General features: G+C 58.2%; 25 protein-coding genes and 1 pseudogene. 12 read left to right on the top strand and 14 right to left on the bottom strand.

Annotated elements, in window-relative coordinates:
• Window positions 1–179: 179 nt before the first annotated feature.
• Window positions 180–1,289 carry a bifunctional 3,4-dihydroxy-2-butanone-4-phosphate synthase/GTP cyclohydrolase II gene (gene ribBA / locus RYB66_RS06300; RefSeq protein ID WP_316894074.1) on the bottom strand — a complete coding sequence of 370 codons (1,110 nt, stop codon included), beginning with the start codon at window positions 1,287–1,289 and terminating at the stop codon, window positions 180–182.
• A gap of 94 nt (window positions 1,290–1,383) precedes the next feature.
• Between ribBA and RYB66_RS06305 the strand changes: the two genes are divergently transcribed.
• On the top strand, window positions 1,384–1,674 hold the full coding sequence (locus tag RYB66_RS06305) for a DUF1330 domain-containing protein (protein WP_004665021.1): 291 nt from the start codon (window positions 1,384–1,386) through the stop codon (window positions 1,672–1,674).
• A gap of 51 nt (window positions 1,675–1,725) precedes the next feature.
• Here the strand turns inward: RYB66_RS06305 and RYB66_RS06310 are convergent, their stop codons facing one another.
• The 6 genes from RYB66_RS06310 to RYB66_RS06335 all read right to left on the bottom strand — a co-directional run bounded on the left by RYB66_RS06310 (window position 1,726) and on the right by RYB66_RS06335 (window position 6,696).
• On the bottom strand, window positions 1,726–2,289 hold the full coding sequence (locus RYB66_RS06310) for an NUDIX hydrolase (protein ID WP_005733394.1): 564 nt from the start codon (window positions 2,287–2,289) through the stop codon (window positions 1,726–1,728).
• Between the two features lies 1 nt (window position 2,290).
• Entirely contained in the window at window positions 2,291–3,043 is a 753-nt protein-coding gene (locus RYB66_RS06315; RefSeq protein WP_002553605.1) for a GntR family transcriptional regulator, read from the bottom strand.
• Between the two features lie 188 nt (window positions 3,044–3,231).
• A complete protein-coding gene (locus RYB66_RS06320; protein WP_002553606.1) occupies window positions 3,232–3,717 on the bottom strand; it encodes a flavin reductase family protein in 486 nt (161 codons plus the stop codon).
• Window positions 3,718–3,730: 13 nt separating this feature from the next.
• Window positions 3,731–5,212, bottom strand: coding sequence for an aldehyde dehydrogenase (locus RYB66_RS06325; RefSeq protein ID WP_005743543.1), 1,482 nt, complete (start codon window positions 5,210–5,212; stop codon window positions 3,731–3,733).
• Window positions 5,209–6,057: an alpha/beta fold hydrolase gene (locus tag RYB66_RS06330; RefSeq protein WP_117139924.1), complete on the bottom strand. Its 849-nt coding sequence runs from the start codon at window positions 6,055–6,057 to the stop codon at window positions 5,209–5,211. The genes RYB66_RS06325 and RYB66_RS06330 overlap by 4 nt, the downstream gene beginning before the upstream one ends.
• Window positions 6,058–6,105: 48 nt before the next feature.
• On the bottom strand, window positions 6,106–6,696 hold the full coding sequence (locus RYB66_RS06335) for an amino acid synthesis family protein (RefSeq protein ID WP_316894076.1): 591 nt from the start codon (window positions 6,694–6,696) through the stop codon (window positions 6,106–6,108).
• A gap of 271 nt (window positions 6,697–6,967) precedes the next feature.
• Here RYB66_RS06335 and RYB66_RS06340 point away from each other — a divergent pair, with 271 nt between their 5' ends.
• The 4 genes from RYB66_RS06340 to RYB66_RS06355 all read left to right on the top strand — a co-directional run bounded on the left by RYB66_RS06340 (window position 6,968) and on the right by RYB66_RS06355 (window position 11,174).
• The gene (locus RYB66_RS06340; RefSeq protein WP_002553610.1) at window positions 6,968–8,107 is read left to right on the top strand and encodes a glutathione-independent formaldehyde dehydrogenase; all 1,140 of its coding nucleotides are present in this window, start codon (window positions 6,968–6,970) and stop codon (window positions 8,105–8,107) included.
• A 107-nt stretch (window positions 8,108–8,214) separates the two neighbouring features.
• Window positions 8,215–9,075, top strand: a complete 861-nt coding sequence (locus RYB66_RS06345; protein ID WP_005743546.1) for a glucose 1-dehydrogenase — start codon at window positions 8,215–8,217, stop codon at window positions 9,073–9,075.
• Window positions 9,076–9,304: 229 nt separating this feature from the next.
• The gene (locus RYB66_RS06350; protein WP_005733403.1) at window positions 9,305–9,700 is read left to right on the top strand and encodes a low affinity iron permease family protein; all 396 of its coding nucleotides are present in this window, start codon (window positions 9,305–9,307) and stop codon (window positions 9,698–9,700) included.
• A gap of 43 nt (window positions 9,701–9,743) precedes the next feature.
• Window positions 9,744–11,174 (top strand): NAD-dependent succinate-semialdehyde dehydrogenase, encoded by a 1,431-nt coding sequence (locus RYB66_RS06355; protein WP_005733404.1) that lies wholly within the window; start codon window positions 9,744–9,746, stop codon window positions 11,172–11,174.
• Between the two features lie 71 nt (window positions 11,175–11,245).
• On the opposite strand, the gene pbpG is transcribed toward RYB66_RS06355, so the two are convergent.
• Window positions 11,246–12,181: a D-alanyl-D-alanine endopeptidase gene (pbpG, locus tag RYB66_RS06360; protein ID WP_002553614.1), complete on the bottom strand. Its 936-nt coding sequence runs from the start codon at window positions 12,179–12,181 to the stop codon at window positions 11,246–11,248.
• A gap of 267 nt (window positions 12,182–12,448) precedes the next feature.
• Between pbpG and RYB66_RS06365 the strand changes: the two genes are divergently transcribed.
• Entirely contained in the window at window positions 12,449–13,009 is a 561-nt protein-coding gene (locus RYB66_RS06365) for a hypothetical protein (RefSeq protein WP_005757910.1), read from the top strand.
• 96 nt (window positions 13,010–13,105) lie between these two features.
• Here RYB66_RS06365 and RYB66_RS06370 read toward each other — a convergent pair whose 3' ends face one another.
• Window positions 13,106–13,288: a hypothetical protein gene (locus RYB66_RS06370; RefSeq protein ID WP_016982074.1), complete on the bottom strand. Its 183-nt coding sequence runs from the start codon at window positions 13,286–13,288 to the stop codon at window positions 13,106–13,108.
• A 172-nt stretch (window positions 13,289–13,460) separates the two neighbouring features.
• On the bottom strand, window positions 13,461–13,817 hold the full coding sequence (locus tag RYB66_RS06375) for a hypothetical protein (RefSeq protein WP_002553616.1): 357 nt from the start codon (window positions 13,815–13,817) through the stop codon (window positions 13,461–13,463).
• Between the two features lie 210 nt (window positions 13,818–14,027).
• Between RYB66_RS06375 and RYB66_RS06380 the strand changes: the two genes are divergently transcribed.
• On the top strand, window positions 14,028–14,843 hold the full coding sequence (locus tag RYB66_RS06380; protein ID WP_044344002.1) for a shikimate 5-dehydrogenase: 816 nt from the start codon (window positions 14,028–14,030) through the stop codon (window positions 14,841–14,843).
• A gap of 40 nt (window positions 14,844–14,883) precedes the next feature.
• Here the strand turns inward: RYB66_RS06380 and RYB66_RS06385 are convergent, their stop codons facing one another.
• Window positions 14,884–15,546: a YceH family protein gene (locus tag RYB66_RS06385; protein WP_117139923.1), complete on the bottom strand. Its 663-nt coding sequence runs from the start codon at window positions 15,544–15,546 to the stop codon at window positions 14,884–14,886.
• A 154-nt stretch (window positions 15,547–15,700) separates the two neighbouring features.
• Here RYB66_RS06385 and RYB66_RS06390 point away from each other — a divergent pair, with 154 nt between their 5' ends.
• Both RYB66_RS06390 and RYB66_RS06395 read left to right on the top strand, forming a co-directional pair.
• Window positions 15,701–16,210, top strand: coding sequence for a DUF1993 family protein (locus tag RYB66_RS06390; protein ID WP_002553619.1), 510 nt, complete (start codon window positions 15,701–15,703; stop codon window positions 16,208–16,210).
• 210 nt (window positions 16,211–16,420) lie between these two features.
• Window positions 16,421–17,576, top strand: a pseudogene (locus RYB66_RS06395) (MFS transporter).
• On the opposite strand, the gene nhaR reads toward RYB66_RS06395, so the two are convergent.
• Entirely contained in the window at window positions 17,573–18,475 is a 903-nt protein-coding gene (gene nhaR, locus RYB66_RS06400; protein WP_117139921.1) for a transcriptional activator NhaR, read from the bottom strand. The pseudogene RYB66_RS06395 and the gene nhaR sit on opposite strands and share 4 nt — an antisense overlap.
• Window positions 18,476–18,607: 132 nt before the next feature.
• Between nhaR and RYB66_RS06405 the strand changes: the two genes are divergently transcribed.
• Window positions 18,608–18,844, top strand: coding sequence for a hypothetical protein (locus RYB66_RS06405; RefSeq protein ID WP_057403989.1), 237 nt, complete (start codon window positions 18,608–18,610; stop codon window positions 18,842–18,844).
• A 43-nt stretch (window positions 18,845–18,887) separates the two neighbouring features.
• A complete protein-coding gene (locus RYB66_RS06410) occupies window positions 18,888–19,646 on the top strand; it encodes a TerC family protein (RefSeq protein WP_002553623.1) in 759 nt (252 codons plus the stop codon).
• Window positions 19,647–19,744: 98 nt separating this feature from the next.
• Here RYB66_RS06410 and RYB66_RS06415 read toward each other — a convergent pair whose 3' ends face one another.
• Entirely contained in the window at window positions 19,745–19,945 is a 201-nt protein-coding gene (locus RYB66_RS06415; protein ID WP_316894079.1) for a hypothetical protein, read from the bottom strand.
• Between the two features lie 219 nt (window positions 19,946–20,164).
• On the opposite strand from RYB66_RS06415, the gene RYB66_RS06420 reads away from it, so the two are divergent.
• Window positions 20,165–20,860: a peptidase C39 family protein gene (locus tag RYB66_RS06420; protein ID WP_044299218.1), complete on the top strand. Its 696-nt coding sequence runs from the start codon at window positions 20,165–20,167 to the stop codon at window positions 20,858–20,860.
• 59 nt (window positions 20,861–20,919) lie between these two features.
• On the opposite strand, the gene RYB66_RS06425 is transcribed toward RYB66_RS06420, so the two are convergent.
• Window positions 20,920–22,203: an NAD(P)/FAD-dependent oxidoreductase gene (locus tag RYB66_RS06425; RefSeq protein ID WP_005743559.1), complete on the bottom strand. Its 1,284-nt coding sequence runs from the start codon at window positions 22,201–22,203 to the stop codon at window positions 20,920–20,922.
• Window positions 22,204–22,215 lie beyond the last annotated feature (12 nt).

Raw genomic sequence — 22,215 nt, forward strand, 5'->3', positions numbered from 1 at the left:
GCTGTCCCTTGGCGGGTGCGCCTGACTAAATCGTGTTTTTATGGAATGTCATATTATGGTATTCCAAACTTTCTGCAAGCGTTTTGCCCTGTCAAAATGCCTTCATCGAGTGTTTTTGCGGTAAACCCATGCGGTTGCCGAGCGGAGGCCGTGGGGTGTGCCCGTGGTACTTTTGCCGGTCAGCCGGGAAACGGAATATTTTCAATCACTTCCAGATCGTAGCCGGTCAAACCTGCGTATTTCAGTGGCGGGCCGAGGTGGCGCAGTTTGCCGACACCCAGATCCTGCAAGATCTGAGCGCCAGTACCGACCTCGGAATAGATACGCGATTGCGAGCGAGTGTATTGGCGCGGCGGCTGGGTAAGTTGCGGAATTCGCTCCAGCAACGCTTGTGAGGATTCGTGATTGGCCAGCACCACGACCACGCCGCGACCTTCTTGCGCCACCCGTTGCAGCGCGGCCCAGAGCGTCCAGTTCGACGGGCCGGTGTATTTGGCACCGACCAGGTCGCGCAACGGGTCGACCACATGCACGCGCACCAGAGTAGGGTCGTCGCGGCGGATATCACCCATCACCATGGCCATGTGTACGCCACCTTCGATGCGGTCTTCGTAGCTGAACAGGCGGAAGGTGCCGTGTACGGTGGGCAGGTCGCGCTCCCCAATCCTGACGATGGTGTGCTCGGTGCTAAGCCGGTAATGGATCAGGTCGGCGATGGTACCGATACGTATTCCGTGTTTCTCGGCGAACAGTTCCAGATCAGGGCGACGCGCCATTGTGCCGTCGTCATTCATGACCTCGACAATCACCGAGGCGGGGGAAAAACCAGCCATACGTGCCAGATCGCAGCCCGCTTCAGTGTGCCCGGCGCGGGTCAGAACACCGCCGTCACGCGCGCGTAACGGGAAGATATGACCCGGCTGCACCAGGTCTTCCCGTACTGCGTGCGGGTTGACGGCGGCCTGAACGGTACGCGCACGATCTGCCGCGCTGATGCCGGTGGTCACGCCCGTTGTCGCTTCGATGGACACCGTGAACGCGGTGGCGAAGACACTGCCGTTGCTCGGCACCATTTGCTCCAGGCCAAGACGCTGGCAGTGCTCATCGGTCAGCGTCAGGCAGATCAGCCCGCGTGCTTCGCGAGCCATGAAGCTGATTGCCTGTGCTGAACAGCAATCAGCGGCAAGCAGCAGATCGCCTTCGTTTTCCCGGTCTTCGTCATCAACCAGCAAAACCATTTTGCCCAGGCGGTAGTCTTCAATGATGTCTTCGATGCGGTCGAATGCCATGTTCAGTATCCCGGTTTTATGGGTAAACGAATCGTGGTATACCATAAGACAGAATATTTCACAGATTCCCCATCATTGAAACAGTGAGATCACGATGAAGGCTTATTGGATTGCACACGTCGATGTAACTGACCCTCAGCAGTACACTGAATACACCCAGCGTGCCCCCGCAGCGTTCGTGCTGTTTGGTGGCAAATTTCTGGCGAGGGGCGGGCGTTCCGAAGCGCTGGAAGGGCGTGCGACGCCACAACGTACGGTGATTATCGAATTTGAGTCCTACGAGCAGGCAGTTGCCTGCTATCACTCGCCGCAATACCAGAACGCCATGAGCCATCGACAGGGCGCAGCCAAGGCCGAAATCGTGATAGTCGAGGGGCAGCCTTGAGCAGCAGGCAAAATCCAGGTGCGGCCCGGACTGCTTCGCCTGGAGCTGCACTTAACGAATAAAATGGACCTTGCCGGTGTCGTCGTTGCCGATGTAGATGCCATACACCCCCGCCTGACGCTCTTCGATATAGCGTTCCAGTATCTGGCGGATGGCGGGGTAATAGATGCTGTCCCACGGGATGTCTTCAGGGGCGAAGAATTGGTAGTCCAGGGTTTCCGGGCCGAACTGGCCGGTGACTTCCAGGGCGATGGCACGGAACACGATGTAGACTTCGCTGATCCGCGGCACGCTGAAGATGGAATAGGGCGAGACGATTTCGGCACGCACTCCGGTTTCTTCCCAGACCTCACGCAGCGCCGCCTGCTCGGTGGTTTCGCCGCTTTCCATGAACCCGGCAGGCAGTGTCCAAGTGCCGGGGCGCGGCGGTATGGCGCGTTGGCACAGCAGATATTTGCCTTCCTGCTCGATGATGCAGCCGGCAATGATCTTCGGGTTGACGTAATGAATGTACTGGCAGCCGCCGCATATCAACCGCGCGTGGGTATCGCCCTCGGGGACGCGCTGAGCCAGGTCAGCGCATCCGCATTGAGGGCAGAAGCGCGGTGTGACCATGTCAGCGCCCTATGCGGGGTTCTTTGAGTGCCACGGGCGCGATGATTTCGCGGACTTTGGTGTCTTCGTCCTGCTTGGATTTCAAATATTCCAGTGCCACGCGTGCGGCGTTGCGCACGTGATCGACCGAGGCCTGATGCGCGGCCATCGGGTCGCCGCTCTTGATGGCCTCGACCATCAGTTCCATTTCCTTGTTGCTCGCACCGCGGCGGTTTTCCTGGGAGACCGATGTGGCGCGTAGATAGCTGATGCGCGCCTGCAACTGACGCAGCTGTGTTGCGGCGACGTGATTACCGGAGCCTTCCAGCAGCACGTCATAGAAACCCTGAACCGAATCGATCACTTGCTGCAGCTCGCCTTCCTTGAGCGCCTGGCGATTTTCCTCCAGAGCTTTTTCCAGGGCGCGAATGTCCTTGGGCTTGGCGCGCAGGGTGAACAGCTGAACAATCAGGCCCTCCAGTACGCACCGCAGCTCGTAGATATCGCACGCGTCTGCCAGGGTGATAATGGCAACGCGCGGGCCCTTGGCATCGGCGAACTCGACCAGGCCTTCGGATTCCAAATGGCGCAGCGCCTCGCGCACTGAGGTGCGGCTGACGCCCAGACGGTCACACAGATCACGCTCGACCAGACGATCGCCCGGCAGCAGCTGAAAATTCATGATCGCGCTGCGCAGCTTGTCCAGCACAATCTCCCGCAGGGTGACGGGGTTGCGGTTGACCTTGAAGGTGTCATCGAGTGGCAGGCGTTTCATCGGGTGTGCTCGGAATGGGGCTGTCAAAGTAAAAACGTGACTGGAAACCGTGGCTGGAAACAAAGTCTCGCTCATGTCGGCAGCCCACGAACCACGCGGGCTGCTGCATGGCCCGGACGGATGAACCCGGGTCGCGGCCGAGTTTATCACGCCGATGCCTGCAACCACCAAAACCGCCCGGCGCAGCCTCAGACGATGGCTGGCAGTGCGCCCATCTTGCCGCGGTGATAAACCATTGGTGTGACTGGTACAGCGGGCAGGATCAGGTTTTTCACTGCGCCGACAATGATTGCATGATCGCCACCGTCGTATTCGCGCCACAGCTCGCATTCAATGATAGCGGTTGCCTTGCCCAGCAGCGGGTTGCCCAGCTCGCTCAAGTGCCACTCGATGCCTTTGGTCTTGTCCTTGCCCTTGCTGGCGAACGCATAGGCTTCGACCTGCTGGTCGGCAGACAGCAAGTGAATGGCGAATTTTTTGCTGTCGCGCAGCACCGGGTAAGTGTCCGATGCGTAGTTGGGGCAGAACAGCACCAGCGCCGGGTCGATGGACAGCGCACTGAACGCACTGGCGGTGATACCGACCAGATTGCCCTCGGGGTCCAGCGTGGTAACAATCGTGACGCCTGAAGGAAATGACGCCATGACTTCTTTGTAGATACTCGGTTCGATCATCGCAGCGGCCTCGTTAACGCATGACAAATGGATCAGGCATGGGCGCCTGCGAAAGGTTGATCCACACCGTTTTCAGTTCGGTGTAGGCCAGTACGGAGTCTATCCCGCTCTCGCGGCCGTAGCCGCTGTTTTTGAAACCGCCGATAGGCGCCATGGCCGACACGGCACGATAGGTGTTGACCCAGATGATACCCGAGCGAATATCCCGCGCCAGGCGATGCGCACGGCCCAGGTCACGGGTCCAGATTCCGGCAGCCAGGCCGAACTGTGAGTCGTTGGCAATGGCCAGCGCCTCCGCTTCGTCCTTGAAACGAATCACCGATGCCACCGGGCCGAACACTTCTTCCTGCATGATTTTCATCGAGTTGCGGTCGCATTCTAACAGCGTAGGTTCATAGAACCAGCCTTTGCTGTCCAGCCTCGGGCGCTTGCCGCCCAGACGCAGGCGTGCACCTTCGGCCAGCGCGTCCGCCACCAGGCCTTCTACCACGGCCAGTTGCTGGGCTGTGGCCATCGGCCCCATTTCGGTAGTTTCATCCTGCGGATTGCCGATCCGGATACGACTGGCGCGCTCGGCCAGGCGTTCAATGAACTCATCGTAGATTTCGTCCTGCACCAGCAGTCGCGAGCCGGACACACAGCTTTGCCCGGACGCTGCATAGATGCCTGCGACCGCACCATTGATGGCACTGTCCAGATCGGCGTCGGCGAAAATGATATTCGGTGATTTTCCGCCGAGTTCCAATGACAGTTTGGCGAAATTCTCGGCGCTGCTGCGCACCACGTGGCGAGCCGTGGCCGCGCCACCGGTAAAGGCAATCTTGCGCACCAGCGGGTGGCGGGTCAGTGCAGCGCCTGTTGTCGGGCCGTAACCGGTGATGACGTTGACCACGCCGGGCGGGATACCCGCTTCAAGCGCCAGCCGCGCCAGCTCAAGCACGGTGGCCGAGGCGTGTTCCGATGGCTTTAGGACGATGGTATTGCCAGCCGCCAGCGCCGGGGCCAGCTTGATGGCGGTCAGGTACAACGGGCTGTTCCACGGAATGATTCCGGCGACCACGCCCATCGGTTCATGCACGGTGTAGGCGAACAGGTCCGGCTTGTCGAGGGGCAGGGTGCCGCCCTCGAGCTTGTCAGCCAGCCCGGCGGTGTAATGAAAGAACTCCGGCAGGTAACTGACCTGACCACGGGTTTCGCGAATCAGCTTGCCATTGTCGCGGCTTTCCAGCTGCGCCAGATTCTCTTTGTTTTCGGCGATCAGGTCGCCCAGTTTGCGCAGCAGCTTGCCGCGTGCCGTGGCAGTAAGGCCTCGCCACGCTGGGCCCTCGAAGGCTTTCTGAGCAGCCTGCACAGCACGTTCGACATCGGCTTCGTCGGCGTCGGGCAGTTGCGCCCACGGTTCAGCCAGCGCCGGGTTGAGGCTGTCGAAAGTCTTGCCGGACAACGCATCGACCCATTGGCCGTCGATGCACATCTGAAAGCGGGTAAGGCTCATGCAACTATCCCCTTGATCGAGTTGTGGGCAGTCGCCAATTTGTCGAGACCGGTTTTTTCAAAGAAGTCGAGTAACACCTGGTTGACCAGGCGCGGCGACTCAACCGGCATCATATGGCGTTGATCGGGCAGTATCGCGACTTCGGCACCGCTGATGCGCATGGCCAGCTCACGGGCCATTTCCGGCGTTGATCCAGGGTCAAGTTCGCCAGTGGCAATCAGGGTCGGTGCGCGAATATCGCCCAGATCTTCGGCGCGGTACATATCCTGGGTAGCAAACAGCTTGTAGGTAGTCAGGTAGCCTTGCGGATCGTTACTGGCCAGATTCTGCCGAATGGCCGCAATCTGCGCCGGGTTGGCCGCCTGATACTCACGGCTGAACCAGCGTGACAAAGCTTCGCCTGCGTTGGCGTCCGGCCCGTGCTCGGCGGCCTGGCTGGTGCGCGCAATGACGCCTGCACGCTGTTCAGGGCTGCGGTTGAACACGCTGTTGAGAATCACCAACCCGGCGAGAAGCTGCGGAAACTCCAGCGCGAATGCCCTAGCCACCAGCCCGCCCATCGAGAAGCCGACGACCGTCGCCTGGGGCAGTTGCAAATGCTCGAGCAACTCACGAAGTTGCTCGGCATAGCCCGGAAGGCCAGTGTCCGGGTCCGGACGCGGGCTGGCACCATGGCCGAGCATGTCATAAGCGATTACCTGATAATGCGTAGCCAGGCCAACGATCTGGCCGCCCCACATTTCCTTGTTCAGGCCCACCCCGTGAATCAACACCACGGGGTGACCTTGGCCGGTAGCCAGATAGCTGGTACCCGCCGGGGTGTGTTCAGCGGTGAGCTGAATCATGGATCGCTCCTGCGCAGAGGTTGGAAGATTGATCGCAGCTTTTATGGATTACTGAGCCTTTTCGGCGGCCAGTTCTTCCAGGTCGATATAACGATTGCCGATCCGCGCGTGCAGGCGTCCGCCGTTGGCGGCACCGAGGACTACGATGATTTCGTCGGCACGGGGCGAATCTTCGATGTGCATCTCCAGCGTGATGTAGTGCGAGCGCAGGCCTTCATCATCCTTGTGCATCATCGGAATCTGGATGGACGTGCCTGGGCCACCGCGCTTATTGGTAAAGCTCAGGTAGCTCTTGGCCTTGACGGCTTCACGGTAATGATTGCCAAAGCGCAGGGTATGGATCACCGCCGAAGCGTGTTCGATTTCGCCTTCCGCCCCGACCACTGCAGCCTTGCCATAGGCCTCGATGTTCTGCGCGCCGCCAATCGCATCGGTGAGGCGCTTGACCATAAACTCGCCCAGTGCGGAGCAGTTGGCGCGAATCTCCGGTTTCAGGTCTTCGACGAAACCACGGCCCAGCCAAGGGTTCTTGATCACGGCCGCCAACCCGATCATGGTGACCGGCTTGTCGGCGGCCTTGCCGCCCTCGATAAAGGTTTCTTCGGTGTACGTGACGATCTTGCGAATTTCAAAACTCATGAACGACTCCCGGAGTAAGTGCTTTTGTATTTCGTATGATGGTATACCATAAGATTGGGTGTGCAAATGCTTTCTTTGCAGTGAATACAGGGGCCGGGACTCATTTCATATTCCCGGATCAATACGCACGAACCGCTCTGGCTCGCGCTCATCAATGACCACTCGTCAGGTATGAAGGCAATCACTTTGAACAGGCGTCTTCTGGTCGTGACAGATATTCGGTGAGCCTTAAAAAGCCCTACCGAATTTTTCACCTAAGGAGACTCAGAACATGAAAGCCATCGTCTATGGCGGTCCGCGTGACGTCAGTGTCAAAAACGTACCGGATGCGAAGATCCAGAAGCCAACAGATGCTCTTGTCCGAGTGACCTCCACCAACATCTGTGGCTCGGACCTGCACATGTACGAAGGCCGCACGTCTTTCGAGACCGGGCGCATTTTCGGCCATGAGAATCTCGGCCAGGTGATCGAAGTCGGCGCCGGCGTCGACCGCATCAAAGTGGGCGACTGGGTGTGCCTGCCGTTCAATATTGGCTGCGGCTTTTGCGAAAACTGTGAGAAAGGCCTGACCGGTTATTGCCTGACCGCCAACCCGGGCAGCGCGGGTGCGGCTTACGGCTTTGCCGACATGGGCGATCATGAAGGTGGCCAGGCCGAGCTGTTGCGCGTGCCGTATGCCGACTTCAACTGCCTGCTGTTGCCTGAAGATGCTGCCGAGCGTGAAGAAGACTACGTCATGCTCTCGGACATCTTTCCTACCGGTTGGCATGCCACCGAGCTAGCCGGCCTGCTGCCTGGCGAAAGTGTTGCCATTTACGGTGCCGGTCCGGTTGGTCTGATGGCTGCGCACTCGGCAATGATCAAGGGTGCTTCGCAAGTCTTCGTGGTCGACAACCACCCGGATCGCCTGGCACTTGCAGCGAAAATGGGCGCGACGCCGATCAATTCGCTGGAGCAGGGTGCGGTGGATCAGATTCTCAATCTGACCAATGGCAAAGGCACTGATCGTGGTTGCGAGTGCGTGGGTTATCAGTGTTGCGACCGTCATGGTCATGAGGCCAATCACGTCACCATGAACAACCTCGTGGCCTCGACCAAGGCCACTGGCGGTATCGGTGTCGTGGGTGTTTTCGTGCCACAGGACCCGGGCGCGCATAACGATCTGGCGAAGGAAGGCAAAATGGCCTTCGATTTCGGCTCGTTCTGGTTCAAAGGCCAGCAGATTCGCACCGGACAGGCCAACGTCAAAGCCTACAACCGTCGCCTGGCCGAGCTGATCCACCATGATCGGGCCAAGCCTTCGCAGATCATTTCCCATCGTCTGAAACTTGAGGAAGGTCCTGCGGCCTATCAGCATTTCGACGCGCGCGATGAAGGCTGGACCAAAGTGGTTCTCAAGCCGAGTGCCTGATTGCTGCAACTGATCAACCCCCTTGTCGCCTTTGGCCGTGCCCGGCGACAAGGGGCAGCGCTATTTTTATTCAGTCAGTTTTTATTGAGCCAGGGAGATTTATTCAGATGAACGAAGAATACCCAAAGCCACCGTTTGCCAGTCAGCCGCAAGAGGTTCCAGGGTTGCAGGGTAAGATGGACCCTTATCCGGATTGCGGCGAAAAAAGCTACAAGGGCTCCGGGCGCCTGCAGGGCAAGATTGCATTGATCACCGGTGCCGATAGCGGCATCGGTCGCGCTGTCGCCATAGCCTTTGCACGAGAAGGCGCGCAGGTTGCAATCTCGTACCTGAACGAGCATGAAGACGCGGAAGAAACCAAGCGCTGGGTCGAAGAGGCCGGTATGAAGTGTCTGCTGTTGCCGGGTGATCTGGCTCAGAAGCAACAGTGCGAAGACATCGTGAGCAAGACGGTGGCTGAATTTGGCCGTATCGATGTGCTGGTCAACAACGCCGCGTTCCAGATGAATCACGAGACGCTGGAAGAAATCTCCGACGAAGAGTGGGTCAAGACCTTCGATATCAACATCACTGCGATGTTTCGTATCTGCAAGGCCGCGGTCCCGCATATGCCGAGGGGTGGCTCGATCATCAACACCAGTTCGGTCAATTCGGACATGCCCAAACCGACGCTGCTGGCGTATGCGACCACCAAAGGCGCGATTGCCAATTTCACCGGTGGCCTGGCGCAGTTGCTGGGCGACAAGGGTATCCGCGTGAACAGCGTGGCCCCTGGCCCGATCTGGACGCCACTCATCCCGGCGACCATGACCGACGAAGACGTCAAAAGCTTCGGCAGCGAGACCCCGCTGGGCCGTCCAGGTCAGCCGGTGGAAGTTTCGCCCATCTACGTTTTGCTGGCCTCGGACGAAGCCAGTTACATTTCCGGCTCGCGCTATGCAGTGACGGGCGGCAAGCCGATTCTGTGAATACATAGAACGTTAGTGCGGTTGAAGCGGTGCCTGGAGGGTGCCGTTTCTCCCGCATCAGGCGTGATATTTCAGGCGCGATGAATGGTCGGTGCCACTGCGGATATACACCTTCCGGGTTTAATAGGCATTGAAGCCTGTCAGTAAGCTGAACGGATCCAACTGTTGCAAGAAATTTCAATGCGTTAGCGGTGTCCATGTAAGACATCCCGTGTTCAGGCAGTTGTTAATGAAGTTCTCCAGATTTTCCCAATCCCTTTCGAAATGGGCCGGCAGCCCGGCCACTTTTGCTTCAGCCGTCGTGCTTATTTGTCTCTGGGCATTCACCGGTCCGTGGTTTCACTACAACGATACCTGGCAGTTGATCATCAATACGTCGACTACCATCATTACCTTCCTTATGGTGTTCTTGATCCAGAACACGCAGAACCGTGACAACGACGTCCTGCACCTGAAAGTCGACGAGCTGTTGCGCGTGACCAAGGATGCGCAGAACTCGTTGCTGAACCTCGACGGCCTCACGCAGAAGGACCTCAGGGCCCTGCGCAAGAAATACGAAGCCATGGGCGGCGAGCACGATATCGAGGCCCCTTTGCCAATGGCTGGTGCCGAGCAGCGAGTCTGATCGCTCAGTAACGCCGTTTTTTCAATTACCTATGGAGGTTTTCATGTATCCAGACGTACAGCTTTATATCGATGGCCAATGGCGCGCGAGCCGCGATGGCCGTTCCATTCCGGTCATAGACCCTGCAACCGGCCAGTCGCTGGGCAGTGTTGCACATGCCGGTATCACCGACCTTGACGAAGCCCTGGCGGCAGCCGAGCGTGGCTTTGCCACCTGGCGCGCCACCTCGGCCTATGATCGCTACAAGCTGATGCAGAAAGCCGCGAACCTGATTCGCGAGCGTGCCGACAACATTGCCCGGATCATGACCCAGGAGCAGGGCAAGCCCTTGGCCGAGGCGCGGATGGAAACCCTTTCTGCCGCTGATGTCATCGACTGGCTGGCCGAGGAAGGGCGTCGCAGCTATGGCCGTATCGTGCCTTCGCGTGGCGTGGCCATTGAGCAGAAGGTCGTCAAGGAGCCGGTCGGTCCTGTTGCGGCGTTCACACCGTGGAATTTTCCGATCAATCAGGTAGTGCGCAAGTTGTCGTCTGCACTGGCAGCCGGGTGCTCGATCATCGTCAAGGCTCCGGAAGAAACTCCGGCGTCGCCTGCCGAGCTGATTCGGGCGTTTGCCGATGCCGGTGTTCCGGCAGGCGTGATTGGTCTGGTCTACGGCGATCCGGCTGAAATCTCTGGCTACCTGATCCCGCATCCGGTGATTCGCAAGGTCACGTTTACCGGTTCGACACCGGTCGGCAAGCAACTGGCTGCACTCGCCGGGAAACATATGAAGCGGGCAACCATGGAGCTGGGTGGTCATGCGCCGGCGCTGGTGTTCGATGACGCTGATATCGACCTCGCTGCGCGCGTGCTGGCCACCGCGAAGTTCCGCAATGCCGGCCAGGTCTGCGTATCGCCGACGCGGATTCTGGTGCAACGCAAGGTGCTGGATGCGTTCACCGAGAGATTTGTGGGCCTGACCCGCGAGATCAAGGTCGGCAACGGTCTGGAGGCGGGCACCACGATGGGGCCGGTAGCCAACGAGCGACGTATTCCTGCGCTGGTCGATCTGATCGAAGACGCTGTGCGTGGCGGTGCAACCCTGTCTGCCGGAGGTAAGGCTGTCGAGGGGCCGGGCTATTTCTTCGAGCCAACCGTATTGAGTGGCCTGACACCGCAAATGCGCATCATGAACGAAGAACCTTTCGGGCCGGTTGCGCTGCTGGTGCCGTTCGACACGGTTGAAGAGGCTATTGCCGAATCCAACCGGGTGCCGTTCGGGTTGGCGTCCTACGCGTTCACGACCTCGATGAAGACCGCTCAGGCGCTGAGTACTTACATTGAGGCGGGCATGCTGTCGATCAACCATCAGGGTATCGGCTTGCCCGAAGTCCCGTTCGGCGGGATCAAGGATTCCGGTTACGGTTCCGAAGGCGGCACCGAGGCCATTGAGGCTTACCTGAACACCAAGCTGGTCACTCAGTACAACTGAGTGCGCAACGGGTAAATAAAAACGGTCGCGATGTGCAAGCATCGCGACCGTTTTTTTGTTGCACGTACCCTTCAGTCTTTGGCTTGAATACCGGTCTGTCTCATGACCAGATTCTTTTCTTTCTTGTACTGCAGGGCAACTTCAGGTGCCGGGCCGCTCTGGCCGGTTTCCATCCACTTGCGTATACGGCTGGCGTCAGCGAAGTGGGTGTACTTGCCGAAAGCATCCAGAATAACCACGGAAACCGGACGATTGGCCATGCTGGTCAGCAGCACAAGGCAGTGGCCGGCCTGATTGGTAAAGCCGGTTTTGGTCAGTTTGATATCCCAGTTGTCCTTGCGCACCAGGTGGTCGGTGTTGCTGAAACCCAGGGTGTAGGTCGGTTTGCGGAACGTCACCGTCTTTTGCTCGGTGGTGCTCAGTTCACTGAGCATCGGGTATTTGCGTGCCGCCATCACCAGCTTGGTGAGGTCGCGTGCGGTGGATACGTTGTAAACCGACAGGCCGGTAGGTTCGACATAGGCGGTATGTTTCATGCCCAGTGCCTTGGCCTTGGCATTCATCGCCAGAATGAACGCGGGATAACCACCGGGATAGCTGTGCGCCAGGCTCGCCGCAGCGCGGTTTTCCGACGACATCAGGGTGATCAGCAACATGTCGCGGCGGTTCATTTCACTGCCGAGTTTGACCCGGGAGAAAACACCTTTCATTTCCGGGGTCTGGGAGATATTGACCGGTATGACTTCGTCCATCGATTGTTTGGCATCAAGGACTACCATCGCGGTCATCAGTTTGGTGACCGAGGCAATCGGTACAATCACGTCCGGATTACTGGAGTACAGAACCTTGTCGGTTTGCAGGTCGATGACCATTGCGCTGCCTGAGGCGAGGTGCAGATTGGAAGGATCACGATTCAGAACAGCGGATTCGTTTGCCAGCGTGGTAGTGGAAAGCGCCGGGCCGGTAAGTACAAATAATAGGCCCAGAAGAGACAGACGAATTTTCAAGAGCAAGGCTCACTCGATAAAGGTGGTAATGGAAGGGATCGCGTCAAAACGCTGCATTTTATGAGCAGACTTTGCGGTATGTCGATGGGTGTCGTAGGGCGTTTCATTAATAAATGCAGGAAACGGGATTTCGTTAAGTTGCGGTTAAGTGGCTTTTTGCTTTCAAACCTGTTTAAAACCGAACCACAATTGAATAGTCGTGGTGTGAAAGGCCTGCACCGATTAGCATTCCATGCCATTCAGGTCACCGATTCAAGGAGTCATGCAATGCTCAAGGGGTTTGTCAGCAAGGATTACGCAGTACTGGTGATCATCGCTTCGCTGGTTGTCATCCTGCTGCTGGGTGTCGGCTTTACATCGCGCCCCAGTGACTGGGCAGGCTGGATGCAGGCCATCGGCCTGATCGTAGGCTTGATGGTTGCCGTGGCTGTACCCGCCATTCAGCGCAAGCAGGAAGCGGAGCAGGCGCGCAAGCAGGTACGTGACCGCGAAGTTGGCTACGCGCGGCGCATGCAGTATCTGTGTGGCGAGCTAAGCGAATTGCAGGGCCGTATCAGTCTCAACCTGACGCACCTACGCGCCACTGACCGGCACAGCTTGAAATACACATTGCAGGACTACCTGCATCGCCTGTTCGAGTCTCACAAACAGGACCTGAACGATGATCGCGTGGTGCTGGCTCACGAGTTGCGTCAGGTTGCCAATGACCTGATCGATGAACTCGACAGTGGTCGGACCGACCGTGTGGTGTTCATGGCACTGGAAAAGCGCTTGCAGAAGCTGGCACATCGTTGTCAGGTCAATGCTGCTATGGCCGAGCGCGGCTGAGGCGGATCGTCTGCTTTCCCTGGCTCAAAAAAAGCCCGCCTTCAAAGAGGCGGGCAAGGGGATGTGCGGAGCAACGCACGAGGTTCGCAGAAAAAATCAGCTGTTGAGGGGCTGGCACTGCATTTGCCGCGACAAGGCTTCCGCCACAGGCAAAGACGCCAGAGGGCCGCTGACCGGCTCGCCATCCTGAATCAGGTACCAGCAGGCCAGCAGACCTCGCTCTCTGAGCGGCGCTGGAACTGCACTGCCGACGACGGACATGATGTGTACCTTGGTCATAACTGCCTCCTCAATCCATGCCGCTACTGTAGAGGCCGATCGGGAAAGGTAGAAATCGACACTCTCAATAGTGGTCATTGATAACAACGAGGGTCGGGCACATTGCATCGGCAGGCGATAATGTGAGCACACCAATGAAAAACCCGCCTGAAGAGGCGGGTTTTTTGTTCGGTTACCAGCGGCCGCGTGGCGGGCCGTAGTAATAGCCCGGGCCTGGTGGTGGCCCGTAGCGATGGTAGTAGCCTGGCGGTGGAGGCGGTGGGTAGCGCTCGACAACCTGGTAGACCGGGGCCGGCTGATAATAGACCGGTGGTGGTGCGTAGTAGACCGGCTGTTGTTGCACATAAACCGGCTCGCGCTCTACGTACACGGTTCTATCGCGACTTGAAGATACCGCCGCCCCGACAACGGCAGCGCCTACGATAGCACCTACCACGGCAGGGCCACCCCAGCCACGGTCAGCATTCGCCTGGCCAGCAAGGGCCAGGGCACCTACAAACAAGGCGATCTTGGGGATTTGACGAATCATGATTGTTCCTCGCTCTCAACCCGTTGTCGCGCGCCTGCATCACTCTCAAGCACTGCCACGGGATAACACTATGACATCGAAATTGTAAGAATCTGCGAAAGTGCTGAGTAAATTTTATGTAAGGTGTGCGGCGCGTGTCCTCGCATTCACTGGTGCGTAGCATACGCTTTTATCGAATATTCAAGCCATTACCGTCTGGAGGAAACCCATATGCCCATTACTGCAAACAGAGACACATTGTTGTGCATGTCCATGGCCGCCCGTCCCGGCAACTTTGGCGTGCGTTTCCACAATCATCTTTATCAGCAGTTGGGCCTTAACTTCTATTACAAGACCTTCTCACCCAATGACCTTGCCGCTGCCGTGGCGGGCATTCGGTCGCTGGGGATACGCGGCAGTGCGGTTTCGATGCCGTTCAAGGAAGCCTGCATTGAACTGGTCGACGAACTTGATGCTTCCGCCGCCGCCATCCAGTCGATCAATACCATCGTCAACACCGACGGGCATTTGAAGGCGTTCAACACGGATTACATCGCGGTTGCGCAGCTAATGGAGAGCCACGCCGTCCCTCGTAGCGCATTTGCCCTGCGCGGCAGCGGGGGCATGGCCAAGGCGGTTGCGTTCGCGTTGCGCGATGCGGGTTTCACCGATGGCCTGATCGTGGCCCGCAACGAGCAGGCCGGTCGACGCCTGGCCGAGGCGTGTGGCTTTCGCTGGCAGGCGGAGCTGGGAAGCGTGCGACCACCTTTACTGGTCAACGTTACGCCGCTAGGCATGCAAGGTGCCCAGGCTGACGAGTTGTCGTTTGACTTGCAGGCCATCGATGCGGCCGAGACGATTTTCGATGTGGTGGCTACCCCTGCCGAAACGCCGCTGATCCAGGCTGCACGTCGCCTGGGCAAGCGCGTCGTGAGCGGCGATGAAGTCGCGGCGATCCAGGCACTGGAACAATTTGTGCTGTATACCGGCGTCCGCCCGACCGATGAGCAGTATCAACAGGCTGCGGCGTTCGCCAGGGCTGTATAGCCTTAGCCTGAGCGCCGGGCCGGACGGGGAACGCCGGGCATCACTCCAGTCTGGCAAGGCGCTCTTCAAGGGCCGCGACGCGCGCTTCCAGCTCGTCAAGACGCTGGCTGGCAGCCGGGTTTGCCGCATTACGCTCAGGCGCGTGTTGACGGGCTGCAAGCAGCTCTTGCAGATCATCCGGGTCGCCCAGCAGGTGCATGTAACGATCTTCCCGTTGACCGGACTGGCGGGGTACGAGCATCGCCAGGCCTCTGGCGATGAGCCGTTCCAGTTGATGGATGAGTTGCTCGCTGTCCTCGAAATCGTGCATACGGTGACTGCGCGTGAGCAGTTCGCTGACGGTTTGCGGGCCGCGCAGCAGCAAAAGGCCGGTCAGTATCACCTGCGCGGGGACCAGCTCAACGGCCTTGTCGACCCGGTGCTCCCAGCGATCAGCGCGACTGCCCATCACCAGACGCGTCAGGCCTCGACCCTCAAGAGCGCGCAGGCTCTGACCGACCTGGCCTTGAGTCAGGTTCATGACCGGATCGCGACTGGTCTTCTGGTTGCAGGCAAGCACCAGTGCATTAAGGGTCAGCGGGTAGGTTTCCGGGTTGGTCGCCTGTTTCTCGATCAGGCAGCCCAGAACACGCACTTCAGTGCTGTTGAGTTGCAGGGTCTCGGCATTCGGGGAGGATTCGGAGGAGGGCGATTCAATGGACATGACGCTTCCCTGAGTGATGGCGGTGGATCAGCGTAGGGCGTGGCGCACATTATTGCCAGTGTCTGTTGCGCTGATCTGCAGGGTCGCTGAAAAGTGTCACGGTGTTTGCCGTCAGGTGGGTCTATAATTGCGCCTTTCTCAATCAGGATATGTCATGTCTATTTCCCTGTACGCCGCTTCCATTCCTGTCTTTCAGCAAATGCTCAATGCGCTGAGCGATGTTCTGACCAAGGCCGAAGCCTACGCGACCGAGAAGAAAATCCAGCCGCCAGCACTGCTGCAGGCGCGTCTGTTCCCGGACATGTTGCCTTTTACCCGTCAGGTGCAGATTGCCGTCGATTTTGCCAAGGGTGCTTCGGCCCGCCTGGCAGGCGTCGAGATCCCGCAATACGATGACACCGAAACCACCTTTGCCGAACTGCAGGCACTGCTTGCCAAGACGCTTGCGTTCATCGGCAGCATCACGCCCGAACAGGTCGACGGCAAGGAGGGTATCGAAATCGTCCTGCGCCCCGGCACTGAAAAGGAAAAGCGCCTGAACGGTCAGGCTTATCTGCTCAGCTACGCCTTGCCGCAGTTCTTCTTCCATGTCACCACCGCTTACGACCTGCTGCGCCATAACGGCGTTGAAATCGGCAAGCGTGACTTCATGGGCAAGTTCTGATTCTGAAACGTGCGGTGCTGAAGCCTCGCTGATGTACTCGTCCCTCGGCGTTATGCGCAAATCCAACTGACTATCATGCCAATGCTCCGCATTGGCATGCATTGGCTGACGCAGAGCGTCACGAAATGCATTACCACGCGGAGCGTGGGAGCGAGAGTTGTTGGGGTGTCAGCCCTGTTTTTCGGGCTGTAGTGTTGTTCTGGAGTATTCATGTTGTTGCCCATACTTCTGTTGTCGGCCGCCGGTTTTACCGTGCTGACCACAGAATTCGTCATTGTCGGTCTTTTGCCTGCGGTTGCCCGCGATCTGGATGTCACGGTTTCGCAAGCGGGGCTGCTGGTCACCCTGTTCGCATTCACGGTTGCAGCGTTCGGTCCTTTTCTGACCGCTTATTTCTCGCGTTTCGAGCGCAAGCGTCTGTTCATCAGCATTCTTGTGCTATTCGGCTTTTCAAATCTACTGGCAGCGCTGGCACCCAATATTGCCGTGATGGGGCTGGCGCGGCTGATTCCTGCGTTGGGGCTGCCGGTATTCTGGGCGCTGGCCAGTGAAACCGCCGTGGACATCGTCGGGCCGCAGTTCGCTGGCAGGGCGATTGCCAGAATCGGTTTCGGCATCGTTTGCGCCACTGTGTTCGGCATCCCCATAGGTACTTTGATTTCCGATGCTTTCGGCTGGCGCAGTGCGTTTCTGGTGCTCGCCGGTCTGGCATTTGCCAAGGCTCTATTGCTGGCGGTCTATCTGCCACGGGCCGCGGCGAAGAAAAACCCGGTGTCGATCCTCAACCAGTTCGGTATTTTGCGCAGCCGGATGATGCAGGGGCATGTGCTGCTGTCGGTACTGGTATTCAGCGGCATGTTCACCGCCTACACCTATCTGGCGGACATGCTGGAGCGTCTCGCCGGGTTCGATGGCAGCCTGGTGGGCTGGTGCCTGATGGGGTTTGGCGCGGTCGGCTTGCTCGGCAACTCGCTGGGCGGGCGCATGGTTGACCGGCATCCGCTGATTGCCAGCCTGGTATTCTGCGCCTTCATGGTGGTCGGCATGGTCGCTGTGGTGCCCAGCATCCACTCGGTGTTCGCCTTGCCAGTCGCGCTGGCAATATGGGGTATCACCCAGGCAGCCTTGTTTCTGGTCAGTCATGTGCGGTTGATCAAGGCCGCGCCGCAAGCACCTGCGTTCGCGGCGTCGCTTAACATCGCCGGAGCGAATCTTGGCATCGGCATTGGTGCGATGATCGGTGGCAGGGTCATTGATCACCTCGGTCTGGGTTAACGTCGGTTTCGCCGCCGCTGGCATTATCGCTCTTGCGATTGTGCTGGCAGTGCTGCTGATCAGACGTGATTCCGGCCCGCTTGCCGCCTAATTTGCGTCGGTAAACAACTGGTTTCGTGCGCTTTCGGCGATGGCGACAACGCCAGGGTGTTTGACCTTGCGCTCTACGGTGATGGCGTAGAAGGATTCGGTCACCGCATCAGTGTGGCCTATCAGTTGTACGCCATACTGGTTCTGCACCTCATCGGCGATGACGCTGGGCGCAACAAAGACACCGCTGCCGGATTTGCCAAACGCCTTCATCAGCGCACTGTCATCGAACTCGCCGATGATGCGCGGCTGGATGCTCTGTTCGGCAAACCAGCGCATCAGCCTGCCGCGAACGACGGTTTCCTGGCCTGGAATCAATAGCGGCGCACCGTGCATGCACTGCGGAAAGCCACTTCCGATACGTTCTGCCACTTCACGGGTCGCAAAAAAGCTGACCCCGCATTCTCCCAGTTTCTGGCTGTAGCCCTTGATATCCAGGTGCTGCGGCATGGGGCTGTCCGAGATCACCAGGTCCAGACGCTGAATTGCCAGGTCTGCCAGCAGCCTTTCCAGTTTATCTTCCCGGCAGGTAATGCGAATGGACTCACTGAGGTTCATGGTCGGGGCAATCAGCCGGTACACGATGGACTTGGGCACCACATCAGCGACCCCGATGCGCAACAGCAGTTGCTGTTCATCGGGCTGCGAGCGCAGCAGGTTTTCCAGATCATTGCCCAACTGAAACATCTGTTCGGCGTAGGGCAGGGCCAGGCGACCCGCTTCAGTCATTTCCAGTTGCCGGCCTACGCGCTGGAACAGATCGACACCCAGTGATGCCTCCAGCAGGCTGATCTGCCCGCTGACGGTCTGCGGGGTGAGATTCAACTGCTCGCAGGCGCGCACGATGCTGCCGGTTTTGGCTACTACCCAGAAATAGTGAAGCTGACGGTAATTGAGCATGATCTCTGCCGATTCGGTAAAACCGAAGTATAAGCCTTATAAAATCGAATTTTCCGTATGTTTCAAAATGTCTAGAATCTGCTTCCAACGCCGGGCTGAACACGCCGCCCAGCCTTGCTTAACGAGGAAGCCATGAATAAAACTCTTTACGCTGCACTGCTGGGCTGCTCGCTGCTGGTAATGTCAGGATGCGATCAGATAGAGTCATCCACCAAGCATGTGGTGAATGCAGCAGCCGACACTGCAAAACAGGCGATTGACGAAACACATCAAGCCGCAACCAAGGCCATTGATGAGGCAAAACAGGAACTTTCGGTGCAGCAGCCACCACAAAGCTCGGCTGAAACCGAAAATACGACCGATAAATAAATCTGACTTACAACTAATATTGGCTCAGGCAGGGCAGTGATCTATGGAATACCTATTGGAACTCGCAACAAGTCCGGCAGCCTGGATCGCGCTGGCAACACTGGTGGTCATGGAAGTCGTATTGGGTATCGATAACCTGATCTTCATCTCGATCATCACCAACAAGCTCCCTGAGCACCAACGAGAAAAGGCCCGCAAACTGGGTATCGGTATGGCGCTGGTGATGCGCCTTGGATTGCTCAGCACCGTGGCGTACATCGTGCAATTGACAGAGCCGGTATTCGAGGTGTTCGGCCAGGCGTTCTCGTGGAAGGACATGATTCTGATCGCTGGTGGCCTGTTCCTGGTCTGGAAAGCGACGACGGAAATTCACCACAGCATGGACGTCAAGACCGAAGAAGAGAAAGCCCTGGGTTCGGTCGTGGCATTGAGCATGAGCGCGGCCATCGTGCAGATCCTGATGCTGGATCTGGTGTTCTCCATCGACAGTATCATCACTGCCGTGGGCATGACCGAACACTTGCCGATTATGGTCATTGCTGTAATTACTGCCGTCGTCGTGATGCTTGTTGCCGCCAACCCGCTGGCGAAGTTCATCAACGATAACCCGACGGTGGTCATGCTGGCCCTGGGCTTCCTGATCATGATCGGTATGACGCTGATCGCCGAAGGCTTTGGCGCTCATGTGCCCAAGGGCTACATCTACGCTGCCATGACCTTCTCGGCAGCCATTGAAGGCCTGAACATGCTGGTACGCAGAGCAAGACGCAAAAAGGCTGCTGCTCAGGTGTCCGCGCACTGATAGCAGGCCAGGCTGAAAAAAGGTCGACCCGGGTAACCGGGTCGACCTTTTTTGCATTTCCACTGCCGACAACTTTATTCGAGCGGCACAACTAACTATCAGCTGGCCACAGCAGCAGGTACTTTGACAGCCTTAGGTACTTTGACAGCCTTTACCAGGCTCGGCCGTTTTGCCGCAGGTGACGCTGCACTGTGCGGCTGGTGATGGCGACGGGATATGCGCATTACGCCCCACAGCATTGCACTGGCTACAGCAAGCCACGAAGCGAGCAGCATCACGATTGTCAGTTCCAGGCTCATAAGTGCCTCCACATTCCTGCTTTTGTTGCGGTCTTGATAACTGACAGTCTAGTACGGGGCATGTTTCGGTTAATTGACCAGTGGCGCAGGGCTATGAACTATTTTCTCCATTCGGCCCGATGAGCCGCAGTGCCTGACTATACCCTGAACCCCCAGAGCTCTATGATCGGTGTCCAGGCCGGGTCGTGGGTTGCCCGGCATCAGTTGAAGCGAGTGAACATCTTGTCGGTCTCTTTCTATTCCGGTACTGCCGGTGCATTACGTTCATGGCTGGTTTTAGCCTTGCTCACGGGTCTTGTCGGCTGTTCTTCAATGGTCACGCCCGAGATGAAACGCCTTCCGGACCGGGTCGAACTGACGTCGGTGCCTTTCTTCCGTGGGAACGCCTACCAGAGCGGACCAATGGTGCTGGCAAGCATGCTGGCCAACCAACAGGTACAGACCACGCCCGGCTTGCTCGACAAGCCGCTGCAACTGCCAGGTGCCGAAGACCGGCTCGAACAGAATATGCAGAAGGTTGCGCGGGAATACGGGTTCATGGTCTATCCGCTTGATGGTCAATTACACGACCTGCTGACTCAAGTGTCGGCGGGCTATCCGGTCATGCTGCGCTTTTCCCAGGGCTCTGCACTGTGGAAGAGCCCACGTTATGCCGTGTTGATTGGTTACAACCGGGTAAAGGAGACGGTGTTGTTGAATGCAGGCATGGATCGTCGCTATTCAATGAGTTTCAGCCGCTTCACATCGGCGTGGAAAGAGGCCGGCAGTTGGGCGGTGCTGGTTCAGTCGCCCCGGCAGCTGCCCGCCAACGTCGATCAGCAGCGCTGGTTGCAGGCCGCTGAAGCTTTATCGAAGTCCGGACAGGAGCAGGCGGCGGGCGAGGCGAAACGAACGCTGGCACGCGGCGTTAAATGAAATAAACGCGGCACAAACAAAAACGGCACCGATAAGGTGCCGTTTTACTGTCAGCGAACTTAAAAACCCAACCTGTCACGCAGGCTGTAATACCAGGCACCCAACGCAGTAAGCGGGGTGCGCAGCATCTGCCCGCCAGGGAAAGGATAGTGGGGCAGGTCGGCGAACGCATCAAAGCGCTCTGCCTGACCGCGCAACGCCTCGGCCAGTACCTTGCCCGCCAGATGCGTATAAGTCACGCCGTGTCCGCTGCAACCCTGCGAGTAATAGATGTTGTCGCCAAGCCTGCCAACCTGAGGCAGGCGAGACAGGGTCAGCAGAAAGTTGCCGGTCCATGCGTAGTCGACCTTCACATCCTTGAGCTGTGGAAACGCCTTGAGCATCTTCGGCCGGATAATGGCTTCGATGTTGGCGGGATCTCTGGCACCGTAGACCACGCCGCCGCCGAAGATCAGGCGCTTGTCGGCGCTGAGGCGGTAGTAATCCAGCAGGTAATTGCAATCCTCGACGCAGTAATCCTGCGGCAGAAGTGTTTTGGCCAGTTCATCGCTCAGCGGCTCTGTGGTGATCACTTGAGTGCCACAAGGCATCGACTTGGCAGCCAGCTCCGGAACCAGATTGCCCAGATAGGCGTTGCCGGCCACGATGATGAATTTCGCGCGGACCTTGCCTTGCGCCGTATGGACCACAGGGCTGGCACCGCGCTCGATGCGAATGGCCGCCGACTGCTCGTGAATCGTGCCGCCCAGGGTCTCGACCGCGGCCGCTTCACCCAGCGCCAGATTGAGCGGGTGAATATGGCCGCCGGTCATGTCCAGCAGCCCGCCGATATATTGATCACAGGCAACGACTTCGTTGATCCGGCGCTTGTCCATCAGCTCAAGGCCGGTGTGGCCGTAACGCTCCCACAGTCGCTGCTGGGCTTCCAGATGCGCCAGTTGCTTCCCGGTCAGCGCTGCAAATACACCGCCATCCTTCAGGTCGCACTGGATACCGTAGCGGGAAACCCGATCACGAATGATGGATGCGCCCTCAAAGGCCATCTGCCCCAGCAACTGCGCCTGGCGTGGCCCGACGGTTCGCTCGATCACATCAATGTCACGGCTGTAACTATTGACGATCTGCCCGCCATTACGCCCCGACGCGCCAAAGCCGACTTTTGCCGCTTCCAGCACCGTGACCCGGAATCCATTCTCCAGCAGGAACAGCGCACTCGACAGGCCTGTATAGCCAGCTCCGATGACGCACACGTCGGTTTCGACTTCACCCTGCAACGCTGGACGTTCCGGGGCGGCATTGGCTGAAGCGGCGTAGTAGGACTGCGGATAGGGCGTATTTGCCATCCTGAGACTCCG

It is taken from the genome of Pseudomonas syringae group sp. 243L2 (assembly GCF_032587875.1).
Taxonomy (GTDB): Bacteria; Pseudomonadota; Gammaproteobacteria; order Pseudomonadales; family Pseudomonadaceae; genus Aquipseudomonas; species Aquipseudomonas amygdali.